The following is a 17,901-nucleotide window of genomic DNA, read 5'->3' on the forward strand; positions in this document are numbered from 1 at the left end:
GACCGAAGGAGACTCGCATGACCGAAGCCGTAATCGTATCGACTGCCCGCACGCCGCTCGCGAAATCCTGGCGCGGCGCCTTCAACATGACGCACGGCGCCACGCTCGGCGGCCATGTGGTCGCGGCCGCGCTCGAGCGCGCAAAGCTCGACCCGGCCCGCGTCGAGGACGTGATCATGGGCTGCGCGAACCCCGAGGGCGCGACCGGCGCGAACATCGCGCGGCAGATCGCGTTGCGCGCGGGGCTGCCCGTGACGGTGCCGGGGATGACGGTGAACCGTTTCTGTTCGTCGGGGCTGCAGGCCATTGCGCTGGCCGCGCAGCGGATCGTCGCGGGCGAAGGCGACGTGTATGTCGCAGGCGGCGTCGAATCGATCTCGTGCGTGCAGAACGAGATGAACCGGCACATGCTCCGGGAAGGCTGGCTCGCCGAGCACAAGCCCGAGATCTACTGGAACATGCTGCAGACGGCCGAGAACGTCGCGAAGCGCTACGGCATCGCGAAGGAGCGGCAGGACGCGTACGGCGTGCAGTCGCAACTGCGTGCCGCGGCGGCGCAGGAAGCCGGGCGCTTTCGCGACGAGATCGTGCCGATCACCGTGCTCGCGGGCATCGCCGACAAGGCGACGGGCCGCCTGTTCACGAAGGAAGTGACGGTGTCGGCCGACGAAGGCATCCGTCCCGATACGACGCTCGAAGGCGTGTCGAAGATCCGTTCGGCCGTGCCGGGCGGCGTGATCACCGCCGGCAACGCGAGCCAGTTCTCGGACGGCGCGTCGGCATGCGTCGTGATGAGCGCCGATGCCGCGCAGCGCGAAGGGCTGCAGCCGATGGGCGTGTTCCGCGGCTTCGCGGTGGCCGGCTGCGAGCCGGACGAGATGGGCATCGGGCCCGTGTTCGCGGTGCCCAAGCTGCTCAAGCAGGCAGGGCTGACGGTCGACGACATCGGCCTGTGGGAACTGAACGAAGCGTTCGCGGTACAGGTGCTGTACTGCCGCGATACGCTCGGGATTCCTGAGGATCGCCTGAACGTGAACGGCGGCGCGATCGCGGTCGGCCATCCGTACGGCGTGTCGGGTGCGCGCCTGACGGGCCATGCGCTGATCGAAGGCAAGCGGCGCGGCGTGAAATACGTGGTCGTCACGATGTGCATCGGCGGCGGGCAGGGCGCGGCCGGCCTGTTCGAAATCCTCTGATCTTTGGTGCCGGGCGGCCGCGGTTTCGCTTCGGCGAGGCCGGCGGCCGCGATGTGAATCGGTGCGATCGACGCGCGATTCGAAACGATGGGGAAGTAAAAGGCATGCGCCGGACAATGCCGTTTCCCCTGACTTGTCAAACGAATTGCCCCACCTATACTTGCTCTGACATTTGCCTTTCGGCACGATGGGCCGGATCGCGCGTTGCGCGAGCCGTGCCGCCAAGGCGCGAACCCACGCAGCAGACCGACCGGGGATCGAATGAGTACGACCTATGCAGCCGGGGAACCGCCGCGTGTCGTCAGCGCAGCCGCGCGGCTCTATGCGAAATGCCTGCTGGTCGGATTCGCGCTGCTGCCGGCTTATCTGATCGCCTATCTGTGGTTCTTCAGCGACCCGGGCGTCGTGTTCGAGAATCACGCGTTCCATGAAATCGCGATTGCGGCCGCGACCCTCGAGGGCGCGTTCGTCACCTACGTGACGTGGGTGTGCTACCGGTCGTCCGGCGAGCCGCTGCTGCGCTGGTTGACGCTAGGCTTCCTCGGCTTCGCGATGATCTATTCGCTGCACGGCGCCTTCACCGGGATGGCGCACCACAATATCTGGCTGTTCCTGCTGTACGGGCCCGCGTCGCGGCTCGTGATGTCGATCCTGCTGCTGACGGGCCTGCTGTCGTATTCGCGTCCGCCCGACCGTATCGAGAAGCGCACGAGCGTGAGCACGTGGCTGCCGTGGATCGTGTTCTTCCTGATCGTCAACGTGGCCGTGGCGTACGTCGCGTATTCGCCGGTTGCGGGCGCGCCGGGCACGCGGCTGTCGATGGAGGGCGGTGCGCTCGTGTTTTCGTTGCTGAACGTCGCCGTGCTGCTCGCGCGGCGGATCCGCTCGCCGCTCATGGTGATCTACGGCGTGTCGATCATGGCGTTCGCGCTGTCGTCGCTCGCGTTCATTCTCGGCAAGCCGTGGAATCACATGTGGTGGCTTGCGCACGCGATCTTCGCGGGGGGCTTCTTCCTGCTCAGCTACGGCGTCGTGCAGGCGCTGCAGACCACGCGCTCGTTTTCAGCGATCTACAGCCAGGAAGACCTGATGAGCCGGTTGTCGGAGTCGATGGCGCGCACCGAGAGTGCGCTGCAGGAACTGCGACGCACGAACCAGAAGCTCGAATACATGGCCGCGACCGATCCGATGACGGGCGCGTCGAACCGCCGGCAGTTCATCGCGCAGGTCGAGCGCGAAATGGTGCGGGCCGAGCGCGACGGCACGCCGTTTTGCCTGCTGGCGCTCGATCTCGACAATTTCAAGAACATCAACGATGCGTACGGGCACCAGATCGGCGACGAGGTGCTGCGCGGCGTCGTGCGCCAGTGTCTCGATGCGATCCGGCCGGCGGGCGGGCTCGCGCGCGTCGGCGGCGAGGAATTCATGGCGCTGCTGCCGGAAATGCCGCTCGAAGGCGCGCGGATGACGGCCGAGCGCGTGCGCTCGTCGATCGCGAGCTCACCGTTCGGGCTCGATTTCAAGCGCGTGCAGGTGACGGTCAGCGTCGGCGTCGCGCAATACGGGACCGACGGCAGCACCGTCGATGCATTGCTGCGCGTGGTCGACGAACGGCTGTACCAGGCGAAACGGGAAGGGCGGAATCGGGTTGTGTCGCGGTGATGTGCTGTCGCGCGTTGTGATGCGAGGTCGTCGTCGCGATCGCTGGTCGTGCAAGGGGCTATATGCGCGTTTTGGCGGCGCGTGGCCGGGTATTCGTCGTTCTCGCATGGATTCTTCGGTGCGGTCATCCTGTTTCAGTATGTCCTGAGCCCGGCGCCGGGCGGACGCACTTCAAGATACAGTCCATCGATATCGGTAAGTTTGGTAGGCTTGTTGCCTGCCTTCGCTTGTCGCGCCTTGACGTCGGCAAGCGGCATGGCGAAAAAGCGGGGGGGCGTTGGGCGGGGTAACGTGATACCCGCTTTCCCGCCCGCGTTTTCCCGGCCGCGTGCAATTTCAGGCGAACGCGAGCGAACGGCAAGAGGGCCGAAGGTGCCCGACCGACAAGGGTTGCAGGGTCAATCCCGGCGCCAAAACGAACTGGAGCGAACGAAGTGATCAGACATATCGTCATGTGGAAGTTGAAGGAATCGGCCGAAGGCGCGACGCGCGCGCAGAACGCGCTGAAGCTGAAGGAAAAGCTCGAAGGCTGCCGCGACCTCGTGCCGGGCACCCTGCAGATCGACGTCGGCGTGGCAACGCCTGGCCTCGACGCGACCGCCGACATCGTGCTCGTGTCCGATTTCTCGGACAAGGCGGCGCTCGATGCCTACCAGGTGCACCCGGTTCACCAGGAAGTGAAGAAATTCGTCGTCGCGGTGGCCGAGTCGCGCGAATGCGTCGACTACATCGTCGACATCGCACGATGAGCGACGCGGCAACCCCGACGGACGGCCCGTCGATCGAAAGCCCGTTCGTCGACCTGCTCGGCGTGCAGCTCGTGTCCGCGAAGGACGGCGCGAGCGAGCTCATGCTGCCGCTCGAAGAGCGGCACATGAACACGTGGAGCATCGCGCACGGCGGCGTGACGATGACGCTCGCGGACATCGCGCTCGCGATGGCCGCACGCAGCCTGACCGACGACGGCGTCGGCGTCGTGACGGTCGAGATGAAGGTGAACTTCATGCAGCCGGGGCGCGGCGAGTTGCGCGCTTACGGGCGCGTGATGCACCGCTCGACGACGATGGCCTACTGCGAAGGCGAAGTACGCGACAGCGACGGCAATTTCGTCGCGAAGGCGCTCGGCACGTTCAAGTACATGCGGCGGCTCGCGGTGGGCCGCGACATCAAGCGGCAACGCTCGCGCACGGCGCCCGACGCCCAGCCCGGCCCGAGCGACGCGTAAGTGCCGGAACGCACGGCCCTGCCTCGTTGCTACTGGCAGGGCCGTTCTGTTTTGCGGAGCGCATGTGTACGTCGAGCGCGTTCACGGCAGGCCGAAGGAGGGCCGGGATTGCGACGCGCGAAGCGCACCACGCCCGCGCGCCGCGGGCGTGGCATCATGTGACGCTTGTCCGTTCACGGCGTCGCACCGGCGCCGTCCCAATCGATGCCGCTGAATCCGAAGATCGCCCAGGTGCTCGACATGATCGAGCGTGCGAAACGTCCGTCCTATCACCGGCAGACGCCGCAGCAGGCGCGCGCCGCATACGAGAAGAGCGCGCCGATTCTCGATGTCGCGCCCGCGCCGATGCACTCGGTCGAGGAATGCGTCGTGCCGACGCGCGACGGCGGCACGATCGGCGCGCGGCTGTACCTGCCGGTCGCGCCGAGCCTTGCGGAGCCGCTTCCTGCGTTCGTCTATTACCACGGTGGCGGCTTCACGGTCGGCAGCGTCGATACGCACGATGTGCTGTGCCGGATGTTCGCGCACGAGGCGCAGTGCGCGGTGCTGTCGGTCGGCTACCGGCTCGCGCCCGAGCACCGGTTCCCGACCGCGGTGAACGACGCCGACGACGCGTTGCGGTGGCTGCATCGCGAGGCCGCGGCGTTCGGCATCGATGCCGCGCGATTGGCGGTCGGCGGCGACAGCGCGGGCGGCACGCTCGCGACCGTCTGCGCGGTGCTGGCGCGCGACGCCGGCATTCCGCTGGCGCTGCAACTGCTGATCTATCCGGGCGTAACGGGCTTCCAGGACACCGAATCTCACGCGCGGCTCGCGAACGGCTACCTGCTGACGCAGGACACGATCCAGTGGTTCTTCACGCAATACGTGCGCAACGACGCCGACCGCGACGACTGGCGCTTCGCGCCGCTCGACGGCACGCGCGATGCGCCGTCGTTCGAGGGCGTCGCGCCGGCGTGGATCGCGACGGCCGAGTACGATCCGCTGAGCGACGAGGGCGCCGCGTATGCGGACAAGCTGCGCGCGGCCGGCAACGCGGTCACGCTGGTCTGCTATCCGGGGATGATTCACGAATTCTTCAAGATGGGCGGCTACGTGCCGGAGGTGCGGGCCGCGCATGTCGACGCGGTCGCGGCGCTGAAGGCCGCATTCGACGACGTCTGACGGTGGGCGCTTGGCGGCCTGCGTGCCGCGTGGAGGGCTGCGATGACGAACGGCGGGGTGGAAACGGGCCACTGGACGGTACTGGGCGGCGACGCTGCGCGGATCCGCGACGCGGTATTCGTGCGCGAGCAGCGGATTCCGCCCGAATGGGAGCTTGACGACGACGATCCGCTGTCGCTTCACGCGGTGGCGTACCGGGTCGAAGCGGCAACCGGCGCACGTCGCGCGGTCGCAACGGGGCGGCTGCTGCCGTCCGGCACGATCGGCCGCGTCGCGGTGCTGGCCGATATGCGCGGGCAGGGCGTCGGGTCGGCCGTATTGACCGCGTTGCTGGCGGCGGCGCGGTACCGTGGCGAGCGTGTCGTGCGGCTTTACGCGCAGGATTCGGCCGTGTCGTTTTATCTGCGGCACGGTTTCGCCACGGTCGGCGAACCGTTCGTCGAAGCGGGCGTGCCGCACGTCGAGATGGCGCGCGCACCGTAGCGCGGCGCGCGCCCGATCAGCGCGCCGGCACGTTCAGCGCGGCCGCGTCGCGTCGAGATCGAACGTGAACGCGCGCTCGAACGTGCCGGGGCGGACGGTGCGGTGCGAACCGTCGTCGTCGCAGCGTTCCTTGATCTCGACCGTCAGCCGCACGCCTTCCTTCATCGTGACGCGCAGCGCGGTCGTGCCGCGCGTGCCGTATTCGGGTGTCTCGATGAACGCGGCCGACAGCGCCCGCTCACGCTCGATCGGAATGCCGGTGTGCGGCAGCGCGTCGTCGTCTGCGACATGCGGGTCGCGCATCAGCGCGATCAGTTCATCGAGCGGCGGGGCCGGATTGTCGGTGAGCAGCGTGCCGAGCTCCGCGCGCTTGCGCACCACTTTCGGCCAGGGCGTATCGAGCCGCGCATTCGACAGCGCGTGCACGCCGGGTGCGATGGCGACGGGCGCGGCGACACTGCTTTCGCCGTCAGGCGCGCGGTTGCAGAACCACGCGAGTTCGCGCCGTTTCCAGTCGCCGACGAGCAGGTTGAAGCCGTTGTAGACGGCCGCATGCTCGGCCAGCTGCCCGAGATAGTCGAGCGGCCCAACCGGCTGGCCGCCGAGGAAATCGGACACGAGCTTGCCGCGGGTCGGCGCGCCGGCGCGGATGTCGAACGGCGCGCGGTAGTTCGTCAGCGCGGCGAAGCGGCCGTCGCGCGACACGCCGAGCCACGTGCCGCCGGCTTCGAGATCGCGGCCGGCCAGTACGCCCGGTACATCTTCCCACCACGAGAGCGGTGCACTCGTCCGGCGAAAGAACTCGTCGCGATTGGCGGCGAGGGTAAAGACGGGACCGGCGGCGGCATCGGGCTGCCAGTCGAAGGCAATCAGACACATCGGGCGAATCTCTCGCAGGAAACATCGGGTGCCGGCTGCGACTTGCCAGCCGGCGCGCGAACGGGTTGTCAGTGCGTCACACTTCCGTCGGCCATGCGTACGGCAGCGTGTCGAATGCAAGCACCGGACCGTCGGCCGAACCGAGGTGCACCGTGCCGTTGTCGAGCGCCGCGAGCTTGATTTCGACGAGCGCGTCGACGCCGCCCGCGGGCGCGGCCGCCGCGTTTACGATCATCCCGCACGGCTGGCCGGGATCGTCGCTGTGAAACAGCTCGACGCCGGCATGCACGGCGTCGGTCTCGCCGGCGACATGCGCGAGCGCGGTGCGGCGCTTGATCGTGCCGCGGTACTGGCTGCGCGCAACGATTTCCTGGCCCGGGTAGCACCCCTTGCGAAAGTTAACGGCACCGATCACGTCGAAGTTGACCATCTGCGGCACAAACTGCTCGACCGCCGGCTGCGTGATGCGCGGTTCGCCCGCGCGGATGTCGAGCCAGTCCCAGACGGCCGGCGACACGACCGGCAGCGTGCCGGCGAGCGCAGCGATGCGCGCATCGACTTCCGCGCGCGAGCCGATCCACAGGTAGCGCTTGCGGCCGGCCGCATCGGGCACGCGGATCAGCGTGCCGGCCGGGCCGTCGACCTTCACGTGCACGCCGTCCGGCAGCGCGTCGAAGATGCCGGACAGCGCGTCGCGCACGTCGCCCGCGAAACCGGCCACCGCGAGCGTATCGCTCGCATCCGTCAGCTTCGCCTTCGCGCGCAGCACGAACATCGACAGCCGCTTCTGCACGGCCCGCTGCACGTCCTTCGACACCAGCAGGCGCACGCCGTGGCCGGCCCGCCACGCGAGGAACGACCCGAGGAGGCGCCCCTTCGGCGAACAATAGCCGGACAGCCGCGCGCTCGCGGCGTCGAGGTGCTCGATATCGTTGGTGAGCTGGCTGTGCAGGAACGTCGCGGCGTCGTCGCCGGCCACGTCGATCACGCCGAACTGCGGAAGCGGCATGCAGGCGCCCGGCGCGTCGAAATCGGCGGCGGACGGGCGAGGGAACACGGGGAGCGAGGCGGGCGCGGCCGGGACAGCCGGTGAAGCGAACGGTGTACTCATGGAATGAGGGAACAGTCAACCCTGACTTTGACGAAGGCGAGCAAGTATTATATGGGTCTTACCTGAGTCACGTTTCCATGTCCCTACTGAAGAAATGCGCCGCGACGATCGTGGCGCTGGCCGTTGTTGTGGCCGCTGCCGGCGCGGGCGGCGGATATTACTGGGCAACCCGGCCGCTGTTGCTGGGCTCGGCGTCGCTCGACGTCACGATCAAGCCGCGCAGCAGCGTGAAAAGCGTTGCGCTGCAGCTCAGGCGCGGCGGCGTGCCGGTCGAGCCGCTCGGCTTCGTCGCGATGACGCGCGTGCTCGGGCTGTCGAGCCGCCTGAAATCCGGCAACTACGAATTCAAGACCGGCATCACGCCTTACGAGGTGCTGCAGAAGATCGCGCGCGGCGACGTGAACGAGTACGTCGCGACCGTCATCGAAGGCTGGACCTTCAAGCGGATGCGCGCGGAACTCGATGCGAACCCGGATCTTGCGCACGCGACGTCCGGCATGAGCGACGCCGAGCTGCTGCGCGCGATCGGGGCGTCGGACAACGCGGTGCGGCGCGGCAGCGGCGAGGGACTGTTCTTCCCCGATACCTATCTGTTCGACAAGGGCACGAGCGACCTGAACATCTACCGGCGCGCCTACCATCTGATGCAGACGCGTCTCGACGAGGCCTGGGCCGCACGCGCGCCGGGCCTGCCGTACCGGACACCTTACGAAGCGCTGACGATCGCGTCGATCGTCGAGAAGGAAACGGGGCATGCGGCCGACCGCGCGTTCGTCGCGGCCGTGTTCGCGAACCGGTTGCGCATCGGCATGCCGCTGCAGACCGATCCGTCGGTGATCTACGGGCTGGGCGACGCGTACGACGGCCGTCTGCGCAAGCGCGACCTGCAGGCCGACACTCCCTACAATACTTACACCCGACGCGGCCTGCCGCCGACGCCGATCGCGTTGCCGGGCGTTGCCGCGCTGCAGGCGGCGATCAATCCGGCCCAGACGAGCGCGCTCTATTTCGTGGCGAAGGGCGATGGCACGAGCGTGTTCTCGGACACCCTCGGCGACCACAACAAGGCCGTGGACAAGTACATACGAGGTCAATAATGGCGAGCGGTAAATTCATCACGTTCGAAGGCATCGACGGGGCGGGGAAAACCACCCACCTGCAATGGTTCTGCGAACGTCTCCAGGGCAAGCTGGCCGCGGCCGGCCGGCAGGTCGTCGTGACCCGCGAGCCGGGCGGCACGCAGCTCGGCGAGAAACTGCGCGAGATCCTGCTGAACCAGCCGATGGATCTCGAAACGGAAGCGCTGCTGATGTTCGCCGCGCGCCGCGAGCACCTGGCGCTGGTGATCGAGCCGGCGCTCGCGCGCGGCGACTGGGTCGTGTCCGACCGCTTTACCGACGCGACGTTCGCGTACCAGGGCGGCGGCCGCGGGCTGCCGCGCGACAAGCTGGAGGCGCTCGAGCGCTGGGTGCAGGGCGGCTTCCAGCCCGACCTGACGGTGCTGTTCGACGTGGCGCCGCAGATCGCGAGCGAGCGGCGCGGCGCGGCGCGCATGCCCGACAAGTTCGAAAGCGAATCCGACGCCTTTTTCGCGCGCACGCGCGGCGAATACCTGCGGCGCGCGGAAGAGGCGCCGCACCGTTTCGCGATCGTCGACGCGACGCAGTCGATTCCCGAGATCCGCCAGCAGCTGGAACGCGTGCTCGCCGCGCTGTAATTCGCAAGGAACGCACCCCATGATCTATCCGTGGCAGACCGACGACTGGAACCGCCTGCAGCAATTGCGCGCGCAATGGCCGCACGCGCTGCTGCTGCATGGCCAGGCCGGGATCGGCAAGCTGCAGTTCGCGCAGCATCTCGCACAGGGCTTCCTGTGCGAATCGCCGCGGCCGAACGGCGAGCCGTGCGGCGCCTGTGCGGCCTGTACCTGGTTCTCGCAGGGCAACCACCCGGACTACCGGATCGTGCTGCCCGAGGCGCTGGCGGGCGAAGCGCCGGGCGCCGCGGACGACGCGAAGCCGGCCGACGCGGACGAAGGCGGCAAGAAGACGCGCGCGCCGAGCAAGGAAATCAAGATCGAGCAGGTGCGCGCGCTGCTCGACTTCTGCGGGGTCGGTTCGCACCGCGGCGGCGCGCGCGTCGTCGTGCTGTATCCGGCCGAGGCGCTGAACGTCGCCGCGTCGAACGCGCTGCTGAAGACGCTGGAAGAGCCGCCGTCCGGCGTGGTGTTCCTGCTCGTGTCGGCGCGCATCGACCGCCTGTTGCCGACGATCATCAGCCGCTGCCGGCAGTGGCCGATGAGCGTGCCGGCGCCGGATGCGGCCGCGGCCTGGCTCGCGGCGCAGGGCGTCGACCACGCGAGCGCGCTGCTTGCCGAGGCCGGCGGCGCGCCGCTCGCCGCGCTGGCGCTCGCGAGCGACGAGAATCGCCCGTTGCGCGACTACACGCTCGGGCAACTCGCGGCCGGTGCGGCGTGCGACCCGTTCGCGTGCGGCGAGGCGCTGCAGAAGCTGCCGGTGCCGCTGGTGCTCGGGTGGCTGCAGCGCTGGCTGTACGATCTGCTCGCACAGCGCATGGCGGGCACGCCGCGTTATTTCCCGACGCACGCCGCGGCGCTCGCGCGCTGCGCGGAATCGGTCGACGCGAACGCGTTCGCGCGCTTCATGAAAGCCGTGACGCGGCAGCGGACGGTCGAGAACCATCCGCTCAACGCGCGGCTCGTATTCGAGGAATTGTTTCTCGGATACCGGGATATGTTCGCGTGATCCCGCCATTATTTCGCCATGGTTGTGAAGCGATGACCGGGCCGTGCCGCCGCGCGACCGTGGCCGGCCGTTGCCACCTGCCGGCGAGCGCATGAGCGCGCGCCTTACGAATTCAGGAAACACGATGTTCGTCGACTCTCACTGCCACATCAATTTCAAGGGCCTGGCCGACCGCCTGCCGGCCGTGCTCGAAAACATGCGCGAGCACGACGTCACGCACGCGCTGTGCGTGTCCGTCGATTTCGAGACGCTGCCCGAGGTGCTCGCGATCGCCGAAGCGCACGACAACGTCTATGCGTCGGTCGGCGTGCACCCCGATCACGAGGATGCGCACGATCCGACGCTCGCGGAGCTCGTCGAGCTGGCCGCGCACCCGAAGGTCGTCGCGATCGGCGAGACGGGCCTCGACTACTACCGCCTCGAAGGTCGCTCGATCGCCGACATGGAGTGGCAGCGCGAACGCTTTCGCACCCACATCCGCGCGGCGACCGCGACGATGAAGCCGCTGATCATCCACACGCGCTCGTCGTCTGAGGATACGTTGCGGATCATGGCCGAGGAGCGGGCCGACGTGCCGGGCGGCGTGATGCACTGCTTCACCGAGCCGTGGCCGGTTGCCGAGCAGGCGCTCGCGCAGAACTTCCATATCTCGCTGTCGGGCATCGTCACGTTCAAGAGCGCGACCGACGTGCAGGACGTCGCGCGGCGCGTGCCGCTCGACCGGCTGCTGATCGAGACCGACTCGCCGTACCTCGCGCCGGTGCCGTACCGCGGCAAGCCGAATGAACCTGCGTACGTCAGCCATGTCGGACGCTTTATCGCGTCCGAGCGCGGGATCGCTGTCGAGGCGCTCGCCGACGCGACGACGCAGAACTTTTTCCGGCTGTTCAAGATCGCCCGCTGACGACGCGCGCACAGCCGACAACCCAGGGAAGGAGCCCACAACAATGACGAAGTCGACCCATCATTTCTCGAAGCGCGCCCTCGTTGCCGCCGCGCTCGTCGCGAGCGGCCTGTTCGCCGCGGCCGGCGCGCATGCCGAGTCGCTCGACGCGATCGTGAAGGCCGTCAAGTTCGACGACATCGCCGACATCGGCAAGCAGCTCAAGAGCGGCAAGCTCGACCCGAACACGATCGCGCCGAACGGCGATCCGCTGCTGGTGATCGCGGCGCGCGAGAAGTCCGACAAGGTCGCGGCGGCGCTCGCCACGACGCCGAACGTCGACCTCGAGAAGGAAGACAAGGCTGGCGAGAACGCGCTGATGCTCGCGTCGCTGAACGGCGACCTCGGCCTCGCCAAACTGCTGATCGACAAGGGTGCGGAAGTCAGCAAGAAAGGCTGGGCGCCGCTGCACTACGCGGCGACCAACGGCCAGGACGCGGTCGTGAAGCTGCTGCTCGACCACGACGCGTACATCGATACCGCATCGCCGAACGGCACGACGCCGCTGATGATGGCCGCGCGCGGCAATCATGCGTCGACGGTCACGCTGCTGCTCGACCAGGGCGCCGATCCGCAGGTGAAGAACCAGCTCGGCATCACCGCGCTCGAGTTCGCGAAGCACTACAACGCGCCGGACGCGATCGACATCCTGAGCAAGCGCACGGTGCGCGTCGGCGCATCGGCGCCGGCCGATGGCCAAAAGAGTGCAAAATAACGGCTTTGGGTGCGACCGGCCGGGGGGCAGACGGCGTCCGCCCGGCCGGATTCGGGCCGGGGCGCGGCGTCCGGCGTCGCGCCGGCCAGGACAGCAGGCGGTCTCGGGCCGCATAAACATAAGGAACACCATGTTGCGCGCAATGTTTTGTGCCGCGGCGTTTGCCGTGCCGTTGTCGGCGGCGGCTTTCACGGGCGCGGATCTCGACCGGCTGTGCGCGAAGACGGACGTCAAGTCGCGGGCGTCGTGCGCGGCCTACATCGAAGGCGCCGCCGACGGCGTCTACAACACGATCGATGCGATCGGCGGCACGACGGGGCCGCGCGTCGGCCAGTATTTCTGCCTGCCGCCCGACATCCGGGCGCAGCAGATGACCGACGCGGTGCGCAAGTACATCGCGGAAAATCCGAAGCTGGCCGACTACAACGCGAGCACCGCGGTGTCGCTCGGTCTCGGCAAGGCGTTTCCCTGCAAGGGCGGCAACTGATTTGACGCCGTGTCCGGGCGCAGACGTTGCCCGGACGCCGCCGACGCATCCAGGACGAGGCGCGAGCGCCTCATCAGCCACGGGGCGCCGATGATTTCAATCGAGGAACTGCAGCGCATCGCCGATGCGCCGCTGCATTCATGGCTCGGCACGCTGGCGGTGTCGGTCATCGTCGTGCTGGTCGTCTCGATCGTGCACCGCCTCGGCGCGCGGATCGTCCGGCGCGTCGCGCAGCCGTATCCGCTGACGAGCGCGATCCTGCGCTACATCGACAGGCCGTCGCTGGTCGTGCTCGCGCTGCTGGCGCTCGAATTCCTGTGGGTCCAGGCGGACGACGGCATGTCGTTCGTGCGCGGCATGCGCACGGCGGCGGCAGTCGGCTCCATCGTGGCGCTGACGTGGCTGCTGGTGCGGCTCGCGGCCGGCGTCGGCGACGCGATCATCCAGGCGCATCCGATCGATACGGCCGACAACCTCCAGGCGCGGCGCATCCATACGCAGGCCCGGGTGCTCGTGCGGACCGTGATGGTGCTGATCGTGATCGTCGGCACCGGCGCTGCGCTGATGACGTTCCCGAACGTGCGCCAGGTCGGCGCAAGCCTGCTGGCGTCGGCCGGCGTCGCGGGCCTGGTCGCCGGCATCGCCGCCCGGCCGGTGCTCGGCAACCTGATCGCCGGGCTGCAGATCGCGCTCACGCAGCCGATCCGGCTCGACGACGTGGTCGTGATCCAGGGCGAGTGGGGGCGCATCGAGGAAATCACCGGTTCGTTCGTGTCGGTGCGGCTGTGGGACCAGCGGCGCCTCGTCGTGCCGTTGCAGTGGATCATCGAGAACCCGTTCACGAACTGGACGCGCAGCAGCGCGGAGATCATCGGCACGGTCTACCTGTCGGTCGATTACCGCACGCCGCTCGCGCCGCTGCGCGATGCGCTCGCGCGGCTCGTCCAGGCGGCACCCGAGTGGGATGGCCGCGTGCAGGTGCTGCAGGTGACCGACGCGACGGAGCGCACGATGCAGTTGCGCGCGCTCGTCAGCTCGGCCGATTCGTCGTCGTGCTGGGATCTGCGCTGCCGCGTGCGCGAAGGCCTGATCGCCTACCTGCAGGATCACTACCCGCAATGCCTGCCGCGCAGCCGCATGGAGTTGTATCCGCACGAATCGGCGCAGGACGCGCCGAACCCCGAACGGCCGCATGCGCGGCCGCCCGCCGCCAGCACGGCGGCCAACACGGCAGCCGATCCGCAGGCCGCCGAACGCCGCTGAACGCGGCCCGGCACCTGTCCGCCATTCCGATCTCCATGACCGCGCTGAACACGCTCGCCATCGCCAATTACCGCTCGCTGCGCGAGCTGATCGTGCCGCTCGCGGCGCTCAACGTCGTCACGGGGCCGAACGGCAGCGGCAAGTCGAGCGTGTACCGCGCGCTGCGGCTGCTTGCCGACACCGCGCAGGGGCGCGTGATTCCGTCGCTCGCCCGCGAGGGCGGATTGCCGTCGACGCTGTGGGCCGGCCCCGAACGCTTCTCGCGGGCGATGCTGGCCGGCGACGCGCCGGTGACCGGCACGGTGCGCACCGGGCCCGTGGCGCTGAAGCTTGGTTTCGCATGCGACGATTTCGGTTACGCGATCGATCTCGGTTTGCCGACCCCGAGCCGGTCGCAGTTCTCGCTCGACCCGGTCGTCAAGCGCGAGTGCATCTGGGGCGGCCCGTTGCTGCGCCCGTCGACGCTGCTGGTCGACCGGCAGGGCGCGCAGATCCGTGCGCGCACCGCGTCGGGCGACTGGCGGACGATTCCGCAGCCGGTCGCCAGCTTCGACAGCATGATGACCGAGTTCGCCGATCCGACCGGCGCGCCCGAGATGATCGCGGTGCGCGAGCGGATCCGCTCGTGGCGTTTCTACGACCATTTCCGGACCGATGCGCAGGCGCCGGCTCGGCAGTCGCATATCGGCACCCATACGCCGGTGCTCGCGGACGACGGGGCCGACCTCGCCGCCGCGTTGCAGACGATCCGCGAAATCGGCGACGGCGCGGCGCTCGATGCGGCGCTCGACGATGCGTTTCCCGGCGCGTCGGTGCTGATCGACAATCCGGGCGGGCGCGGCCGTTTCGACGTGCTGATGCGCCAGCCCGGGCTGCTGCGGCCGCTCGCGGCGGCCGAGCTGTCCGACGGCACGCTGCGCTACCTGTTGCTCGCGGCCGCGCTGCTGACGCCGCGGCCGCCGGCGCTGATGGTGCTGAACGAGCCGGAGACGAGCCTGCATCCCGATCTGTTGCCGGCGCTCGGGCGCCTGATCGCACAGGCCGCGCGGCGTTCGCAGGTGCTCGTCGTGTCGCATGCGGCGCGGCTCATCGCGACGCTCGAGCGCGAGGCCGGCTGCGAATCGCTGGTGCTCGACAAGCAGCTCGGCGCGACCGCGCTCGTCGATGCCGACACGCGCGACCTGCCGGCATGGAAGTGGCCGTCGCGCTGACGCGCAACGTGGTGTGCGTGCCGGCGCGATCGGGCCTGGCGGGCGGAATGTATCCTGGCTGTAACAACACCCATAAAATGAAAGACGGGCGGTTCCGGGCGCCGGGATCGCGAATAATGAACGGATCGCCGGCGGGCGGCGAAGGCGCCCGCCGGCCGTGCCGCAACGGACCGGACACAGGAGAGACGTGGACCATGAGAATTGCCCAGATCGCGCCGCTGACCGAATCCGTGCCGCCGAAACTGTACGGCGGCACGGAGCGCGTCGTGTCCTACATCACGGAGGCGCTGGTCGAGCTCGGCCATGACGTGACGCTGTTCGCCAGCGGCGATTCGACGACGCGGGCGAAGCTGGAGCCCGTCTGGCCGCGCGCGTTGCGGCTCGACGCGTCGATCCGCGACCGGGTCGCGCCGCACATGTTGCTGATGGAGACCGTCGCACGCCGCGCGAAGGCGTTCGACGTGCTCCATTTCCACATGGACTACTACTCGTTTTCGGTCTTCAACCGGCAGGAGACGCCGTTCGTGACGACGCTGCACGGCCGGCTCGACCTGCCCGAGCAGCAGCCGGTGTTCGACACGTTCAACACGGCCCCGGTGATTTCGATTTCGAATTCGCAGCGCCAGCCGCTGCCGCAGGCGAAATGGCTGACGACCGTCTACCACGGGCTGCCCGAAACGCTGTACCTGCCGCAGCCGATCGAGCCGCGCTATCTCGCGTTCCTCGGGCGCATCTCGCCGGAGAAGCGCGTCGACACGGCGATCCGCATCGCCGCCCAGTGCGGGCTGCCGATCAGGATCGCCGCGAAGATCGACGCGGCCGACCAGGAATACTTCGAGCGCGAGATCAAGCCGCTCTTCGCGTTGCCGCATGTCGAATACATCGGCGAGATTGCCGATCACCAGAAGGCCGAATTCCTGTCGGGCGCGCACGCGCTGCTGTTTCCGATCGACTGGCCCGAGCCGTTCGGCCTCGTGATGATCGAGGCGATGTCGTGCGGCACGCCGGTGATCGCGTTCAATCGCGGCGCGGTGCCCGAAGTGGTGGACGAGGGCGTGTCGGGTTTCATCGTCGAGGATGAAATCAGCGCGGTGGCCGCCGTGCACCGGCTGCACCTGCTGCCGCGTGCGCGCGTGCGGCAGCGCTTCGAGGAGCGCTTCACGTCGCGCCGGATGGCGCAGCAGTATGTCGACGTCTACCAGTCGGTGATCCGCGCCCGGAAGCGCTCGCGTTTCAAGGTGATCGACTCGACGACCTGACGCGTGTCGCGCGCAAAAAAAACGGCGATGCCCGCGAGGACATCGCCGTTTGCGCAGGGCCCGCGCATCGCGCGCGGGCGGTGCGCCAGCGTCAGATCTTGAGCTTCGTGACCTTCGTGCCGTTGATCGACACGTCGCCCATCAGGCCCGCGTTCGTCAGCACGACGACCTGGACCGGCGCGGTGGCCGTGGTCGTGTCGATTGCGCCGTTCGCACCCATCTTCACGAGCGCGACCGAGGCGCCGGCGCCGGCTGCCCAGCCGTCCGAGCCGCGGAATTCGTCGAGCGAATCCTGCGTCATGAACAGGAACACGATCGCCTTCGACTGCGCGCCGGCCTGCAGGCCGACCGACAGCGACGACGTGTTGAAGTAGCCGACCGTGCTGCCGCCGACGCGCAGCGCGCCGTTGCCGGACTGGCCGCCGACGATGAAGCCGGCCTGGATCACGTCCGGGAACACGAGCACGCCGCGCGACTTCGCGACGAGCTCGCGCGAACCCTTGACCGTCGAATACAGGCGCGACAGCGTCGCGTCGACGCTCGAATCGATCGCCTGACGCTTCGACGCGTTGGTGGCGGCATTGTCCGGCTTGTCCGGGGTGGTGGTGCAACCGGTGAGCGCGAGGCTACCGACGATGAGCGCTGCGGCAGCTTTCAGCACAAGATTCCGTTTTTGCATCGTTCTTCTCCATCGGATGACGTTCGGAGTGAGTCCCGCTCTGGGAGCGGATCACGTCGGCATTTATATCACAGCGGATTACACCCCCTTTTCGTCGGCGCGTGAAAAAGCGTCAAATCGCCCGGGGATGTCGCGGCGCGCCAACGGACGAACCGGTGCGCGCGCGTCGACCCGCCCCCGCACCGGCGGGCAAGCGCCGGCCAGTCGGGCGCAAGCCGCGCTTGCGGGCGCAGCGGTGCCTGGTCGATGTGCGATCAGTGCGTGACGGGCGGGACGGGAGGCTTGATCGGCGGGCGGCGCAGCGCCCGGCGGATCAGCGCGATCACGACGCCGCAGGCGAACAGGAACGCGGCCGGGACGACCCAGTAGCCGACGAACGCATGCCACAGGTAGCCCGCAAGCGTGTTGCGGCGCAGCACGTATTCGTCGCGGGCGGCCTGCTGGCGCGGCGCATTGGCGGCGAGCACGTCGGCCGGACAGCCGGCCGCGCGGGCTTCGTCAGGTTCACCGTGGCACTTCGCGGCGGCACCGGCGGCCTGCTGAGTGTCGGTGAGCTGCCAGGTGGTCAGGGCGAGCTGCAGATCCGCCTTGTTGTAGGCCATTTCCTCGCGGATCTCGCGAACGGCAACGATCGCGACAGGCACGGCCCAGAATACGATCACGATCAGCCAGCGGCGGAACCAGCGGTGTTGTCTCCATGCCATCCAAGCCTCCGTTTGACGCGTGGGCGCGTCTGTCTCGAGGGCGGCCCGATGGCGCTTCTTTTACTTGGGTGGGCCGCATTGCAGCCATCATAGAAGAAAACGCGGCGAATTGCCGCACCATGTCGCGGGGCCGGTACGGCGGACGGGAAGGCGGG

19 protein-coding genes are annotated in these 17,901 nt (G+C 68.5%); 15 read left to right on the forward strand and 4 right to left on the reverse strand.

The window, feature by feature from the left end; genetic code table 11:
- The first annotated feature begins 17 nt into the window (after nt 1–17).
- From GQ57_RS33065 to GQ57_RS33090, 6 genes are all read left to right on the forward strand, one after another.
- Nucleotides 18–1,196 carry an acetyl-CoA C-acyltransferase gene (locus tag GQ57_RS33065; RefSeq protein ID WP_034200080.1) on the forward strand — a complete coding sequence of 393 codons (1,179 nt, stop codon included), beginning with the start codon at nt 18–20 and terminating at the stop codon, nt 1,194–1,196.
- 261 nt (nt 1,197–1,457) lie between these two features.
- The gene (locus GQ57_RS33070) at nt 1,458–2,858 is read left to right on the forward strand and encodes a sensor domain-containing diguanylate cyclase (protein ID WP_034200081.1); all 1,401 of its coding nucleotides are present in this window, start codon (nt 1,458–1,460) and stop codon (nt 2,856–2,858) included.
- A gap of 434 nt (nt 2,859–3,292) precedes the next feature.
- Nucleotides 3,293–3,607 (forward strand): Dabb family protein, encoded by a 315-nt coding sequence (locus tag GQ57_RS33075; RefSeq protein WP_034200082.1) that lies wholly within the window; start codon nt 3,293–3,295, stop codon nt 3,605–3,607.
- Complete coding sequence (locus GQ57_RS33080; RefSeq protein WP_031399264.1) at nt 3,604–4,083, forward strand: PaaI family thioesterase; 480 nt, start codon at nt 3,604–3,606, stop codon at nt 4,081–4,083. The genes GQ57_RS33075 and GQ57_RS33080 overlap by 4 nt, the downstream gene beginning before the upstream one ends.
- Before the next feature lie 204 nt (nt 4,084–4,287).
- Complete coding sequence (locus tag GQ57_RS33085; RefSeq protein WP_034200083.1) at nt 4,288–5,247, forward strand: alpha/beta hydrolase; 960 nt, start codon at nt 4,288–4,290, stop codon at nt 5,245–5,247.
- A 42-nt stretch (nt 5,248–5,289) separates the two neighbouring features.
- A complete protein-coding gene (locus GQ57_RS33090) occupies nt 5,290–5,730 on the forward strand; it encodes a GNAT family N-acetyltransferase (RefSeq protein WP_034200084.1) in 441 nt (146 codons plus the stop codon).
- Between the two features lie 33 nt (nt 5,731–5,763).
- Here GQ57_RS33090 and GQ57_RS33095 read toward each other — a convergent pair whose 3' ends face one another.
- Nucleotides 5,764–6,609 (reverse strand): NRDE family protein, encoded by an 846-nt coding sequence (locus tag GQ57_RS33095; RefSeq protein WP_031399261.1) that lies wholly within the window; start codon nt 6,607–6,609, stop codon nt 5,764–5,766.
- 76 nt (nt 6,610–6,685) lie between these two features.
- On the reverse strand, nt 6,686–7,720 hold the full coding sequence (ygfZ, locus tag GQ57_RS33100; RefSeq protein ID WP_034200085.1) for a CAF17-like 4Fe-4S cluster assembly/insertion protein YgfZ: 1,035 nt from the start codon (nt 7,718–7,720) through the stop codon (nt 6,686–6,688).
- A gap of 77 nt (nt 7,721–7,797) precedes the next feature.
- Between ygfZ and mltG the strand changes: the two genes are divergently transcribed.
- The 9 genes from mltG to GQ57_RS33145 all read left to right on the forward strand — a co-directional run bounded on the left by mltG (nt 7,798) and on the right by GQ57_RS33145 (nt 16,363).
- Entirely contained in the window at nt 7,798–8,817 is a 1,020-nt protein-coding gene (gene mltG / locus GQ57_RS33105; protein ID WP_031399259.1) for an endolytic transglycosylase MltG, read from the forward strand.
- Nucleotides 8,817–9,437 carry a dTMP kinase gene (tmk, locus tag GQ57_RS33110; RefSeq protein ID WP_031399258.1) on the forward strand — a complete coding sequence of 207 codons (621 nt, stop codon included), beginning with the start codon at nt 8,817–8,819 and terminating at the stop codon, nt 9,435–9,437. The genes mltG and tmk overlap by 1 nt, the downstream gene beginning before the upstream one ends.
- Nucleotides 9,438–9,456: 19 nt before the next feature.
- Nucleotides 9,457–10,485, forward strand: coding sequence for a DNA polymerase III subunit delta' (locus GQ57_RS33115; RefSeq protein WP_031399257.1), 1,029 nt, complete (start codon nt 9,457–9,459; stop codon nt 10,483–10,485).
- Nucleotides 10,486–10,609: 124 nt separating this feature from the next.
- Nucleotides 10,610–11,389 carry a TatD family hydrolase gene (locus tag GQ57_RS33120; protein ID WP_031399256.1) on the forward strand — a complete coding sequence of 260 codons (780 nt, stop codon included), beginning with the start codon at nt 10,610–10,612 and terminating at the stop codon, nt 11,387–11,389.
- Between the two features lie 43 nt (nt 11,390–11,432).
- On the forward strand, nt 11,433–12,143 hold the full coding sequence (locus tag GQ57_RS33125; protein WP_034200086.1) for an ankyrin repeat domain-containing protein: 711 nt from the start codon (nt 11,433–11,435) through the stop codon (nt 12,141–12,143).
- A 130-nt stretch (nt 12,144–12,273) separates the two neighbouring features.
- Nucleotides 12,274–12,630, forward strand: coding sequence for a Rap1a/Tai family immunity protein (locus tag GQ57_RS33130; RefSeq protein ID WP_031399254.1), 357 nt, complete (start codon nt 12,274–12,276; stop codon nt 12,628–12,630).
- Nucleotides 12,631–12,720: 90 nt separating this feature from the next.
- Nucleotides 12,721–13,893 (forward strand): mechanosensitive ion channel family protein, encoded by a 1,173-nt coding sequence (locus GQ57_RS33135; protein WP_031399253.1) that lies wholly within the window; start codon nt 12,721–12,723, stop codon nt 13,891–13,893.
- A gap of 35 nt (nt 13,894–13,928) precedes the next feature.
- Nucleotides 13,929–15,104, forward strand: coding sequence for an AAA family ATPase (locus tag GQ57_RS33140; protein ID WP_031399252.1), 1,176 nt, complete (start codon nt 13,929–13,931; stop codon nt 15,102–15,104).
- Nucleotides 15,105–15,298: 194 nt separating this feature from the next.
- Nucleotides 15,299–16,363: a glycosyltransferase family 4 protein gene (locus tag GQ57_RS33145; protein ID WP_031399251.1), complete on the forward strand. Its 1,065-nt coding sequence runs from the start codon at nt 15,299–15,301 to the stop codon at nt 16,361–16,363.
- A gap of 91 nt (nt 16,364–16,454) precedes the next feature.
- Here the strand turns inward: GQ57_RS33145 and GQ57_RS33150 are convergent, their stop codons facing one another.
- Together GQ57_RS33150 and GQ57_RS33155 are read right to left on the reverse strand one after the other, a co-directional pair.
- Nucleotides 16,455–17,042 (reverse strand): BPSL1445 family SYLF domain-containing lipoprotein, encoded by a 588-nt coding sequence (locus GQ57_RS33150; RefSeq protein WP_031399250.1) that lies wholly within the window; start codon nt 17,040–17,042, stop codon nt 16,455–16,457.
- Between the two features lie 254 nt (nt 17,043–17,296).
- Entirely contained in the window at nt 17,297–17,746 is a 450-nt protein-coding gene (locus GQ57_RS33155; RefSeq protein ID WP_034200087.1) for a membrane protein, read from the reverse strand.
- Nucleotides 17,747–17,901: the final 155 nt, after the last annotated feature.

Source organism: Burkholderia sp. MSh2, from assembly GCF_000731655.1.
Taxonomy (GTDB): Bacteria; Pseudomonadota; Gammaproteobacteria; order Burkholderiales; family Burkholderiaceae; genus Burkholderia; species Burkholderia paludis.

Bases quoted from the DNA above. Each gene is read 5' to 3' on its own strand.
- GQ57_RS33065 (WP_034200080.1), top strand. From the start codon at position 18: ATGACCGAAGCCGTAATCGTATCGACTGCCCGCACGCCGCTCGCGAAA.
- GQ57_RS33070 (WP_034200081.1), top strand. From the start codon at position 1,458: ATGAGTACGACCTATGCAGCCGGGGAACCGCCGCGTGTCGTCAGCGCA.
- GQ57_RS33080 (WP_031399264.1), top strand. From the start codon at position 3,604: ATGAGCGACGCGGCAACCCCGACGGACGGCCCGTCGATCGAAAGCCCG.
- GQ57_RS33085 (WP_034200083.1), top strand. From the start codon at position 4,288: ATGCCGCTGAATCCGAAGATCGCCCAGGTGCTCGACATGATCGAGCGT.
- GQ57_RS33090 (WP_034200084.1), top strand. From the start codon at position 5,290: ATGACGAACGGCGGGGTGGAAACGGGCCACTGGACGGTACTGGGCGGC.
- GQ57_RS33095 (WP_031399261.1), bottom strand. From the start codon at position 6,609: ATGTGTCTGATTGCCTTCGACTGGCAGCCCGATGCCGCCGCCGGTCCC.
- ygfZ (WP_034200085.1), bottom strand. From the start codon at position 7,720: ATGAGTACACCGTTCGCTTCACCGGCTGTCCCGGCCGCGCCCGCCTCG.
- mltG (WP_031399259.1), top strand. From the start codon at position 7,798: ATGTCCCTACTGAAGAAATGCGCCGCGACGATCGTGGCGCTGGCCGTT.
- tmk (WP_031399258.1), top strand. From the start codon at position 8,817: ATGGCGAGCGGTAAATTCATCACGTTCGAAGGCATCGACGGGGCGGGG.
- GQ57_RS33115 (WP_031399257.1), top strand. From the start codon at position 9,457: ATGATCTATCCGTGGCAGACCGACGACTGGAACCGCCTGCAGCAATTG.
- GQ57_RS33120 (WP_031399256.1), top strand. From the start codon at position 10,610: ATGTTCGTCGACTCTCACTGCCACATCAATTTCAAGGGCCTGGCCGAC.
- GQ57_RS33125 (WP_034200086.1), top strand. From the start codon at position 11,433: ATGACGAAGTCGACCCATCATTTCTCGAAGCGCGCCCTCGTTGCCGCC.
- GQ57_RS33130 (WP_031399254.1), top strand. From the start codon at position 12,274: ATGTTGCGCGCAATGTTTTGTGCCGCGGCGTTTGCCGTGCCGTTGTCG.
- GQ57_RS33135 (WP_031399253.1), top strand. From the start codon at position 12,721: ATGATTTCAATCGAGGAACTGCAGCGCATCGCCGATGCGCCGCTGCAT.
- GQ57_RS33140 (WP_031399252.1), top strand. From the start codon at position 13,929: ATGACCGCGCTGAACACGCTCGCCATCGCCAATTACCGCTCGCTGCGC.
- GQ57_RS33145 (WP_031399251.1), top strand. From the start codon at position 15,299: ATGAGAATTGCCCAGATCGCGCCGCTGACCGAATCCGTGCCGCCGAAA.
- GQ57_RS33150 (WP_031399250.1), bottom strand. From the start codon at position 17,042: ATGCAAAAACGGAATCTTGTGCTGAAAGCTGCCGCAGCGCTCATCGTC.
- GQ57_RS33155 (WP_034200087.1), bottom strand. From the start codon at position 17,746: ATGGCATGGAGACAACACCGCTGGTTCCGCCGCTGGCTGATCGTGATC.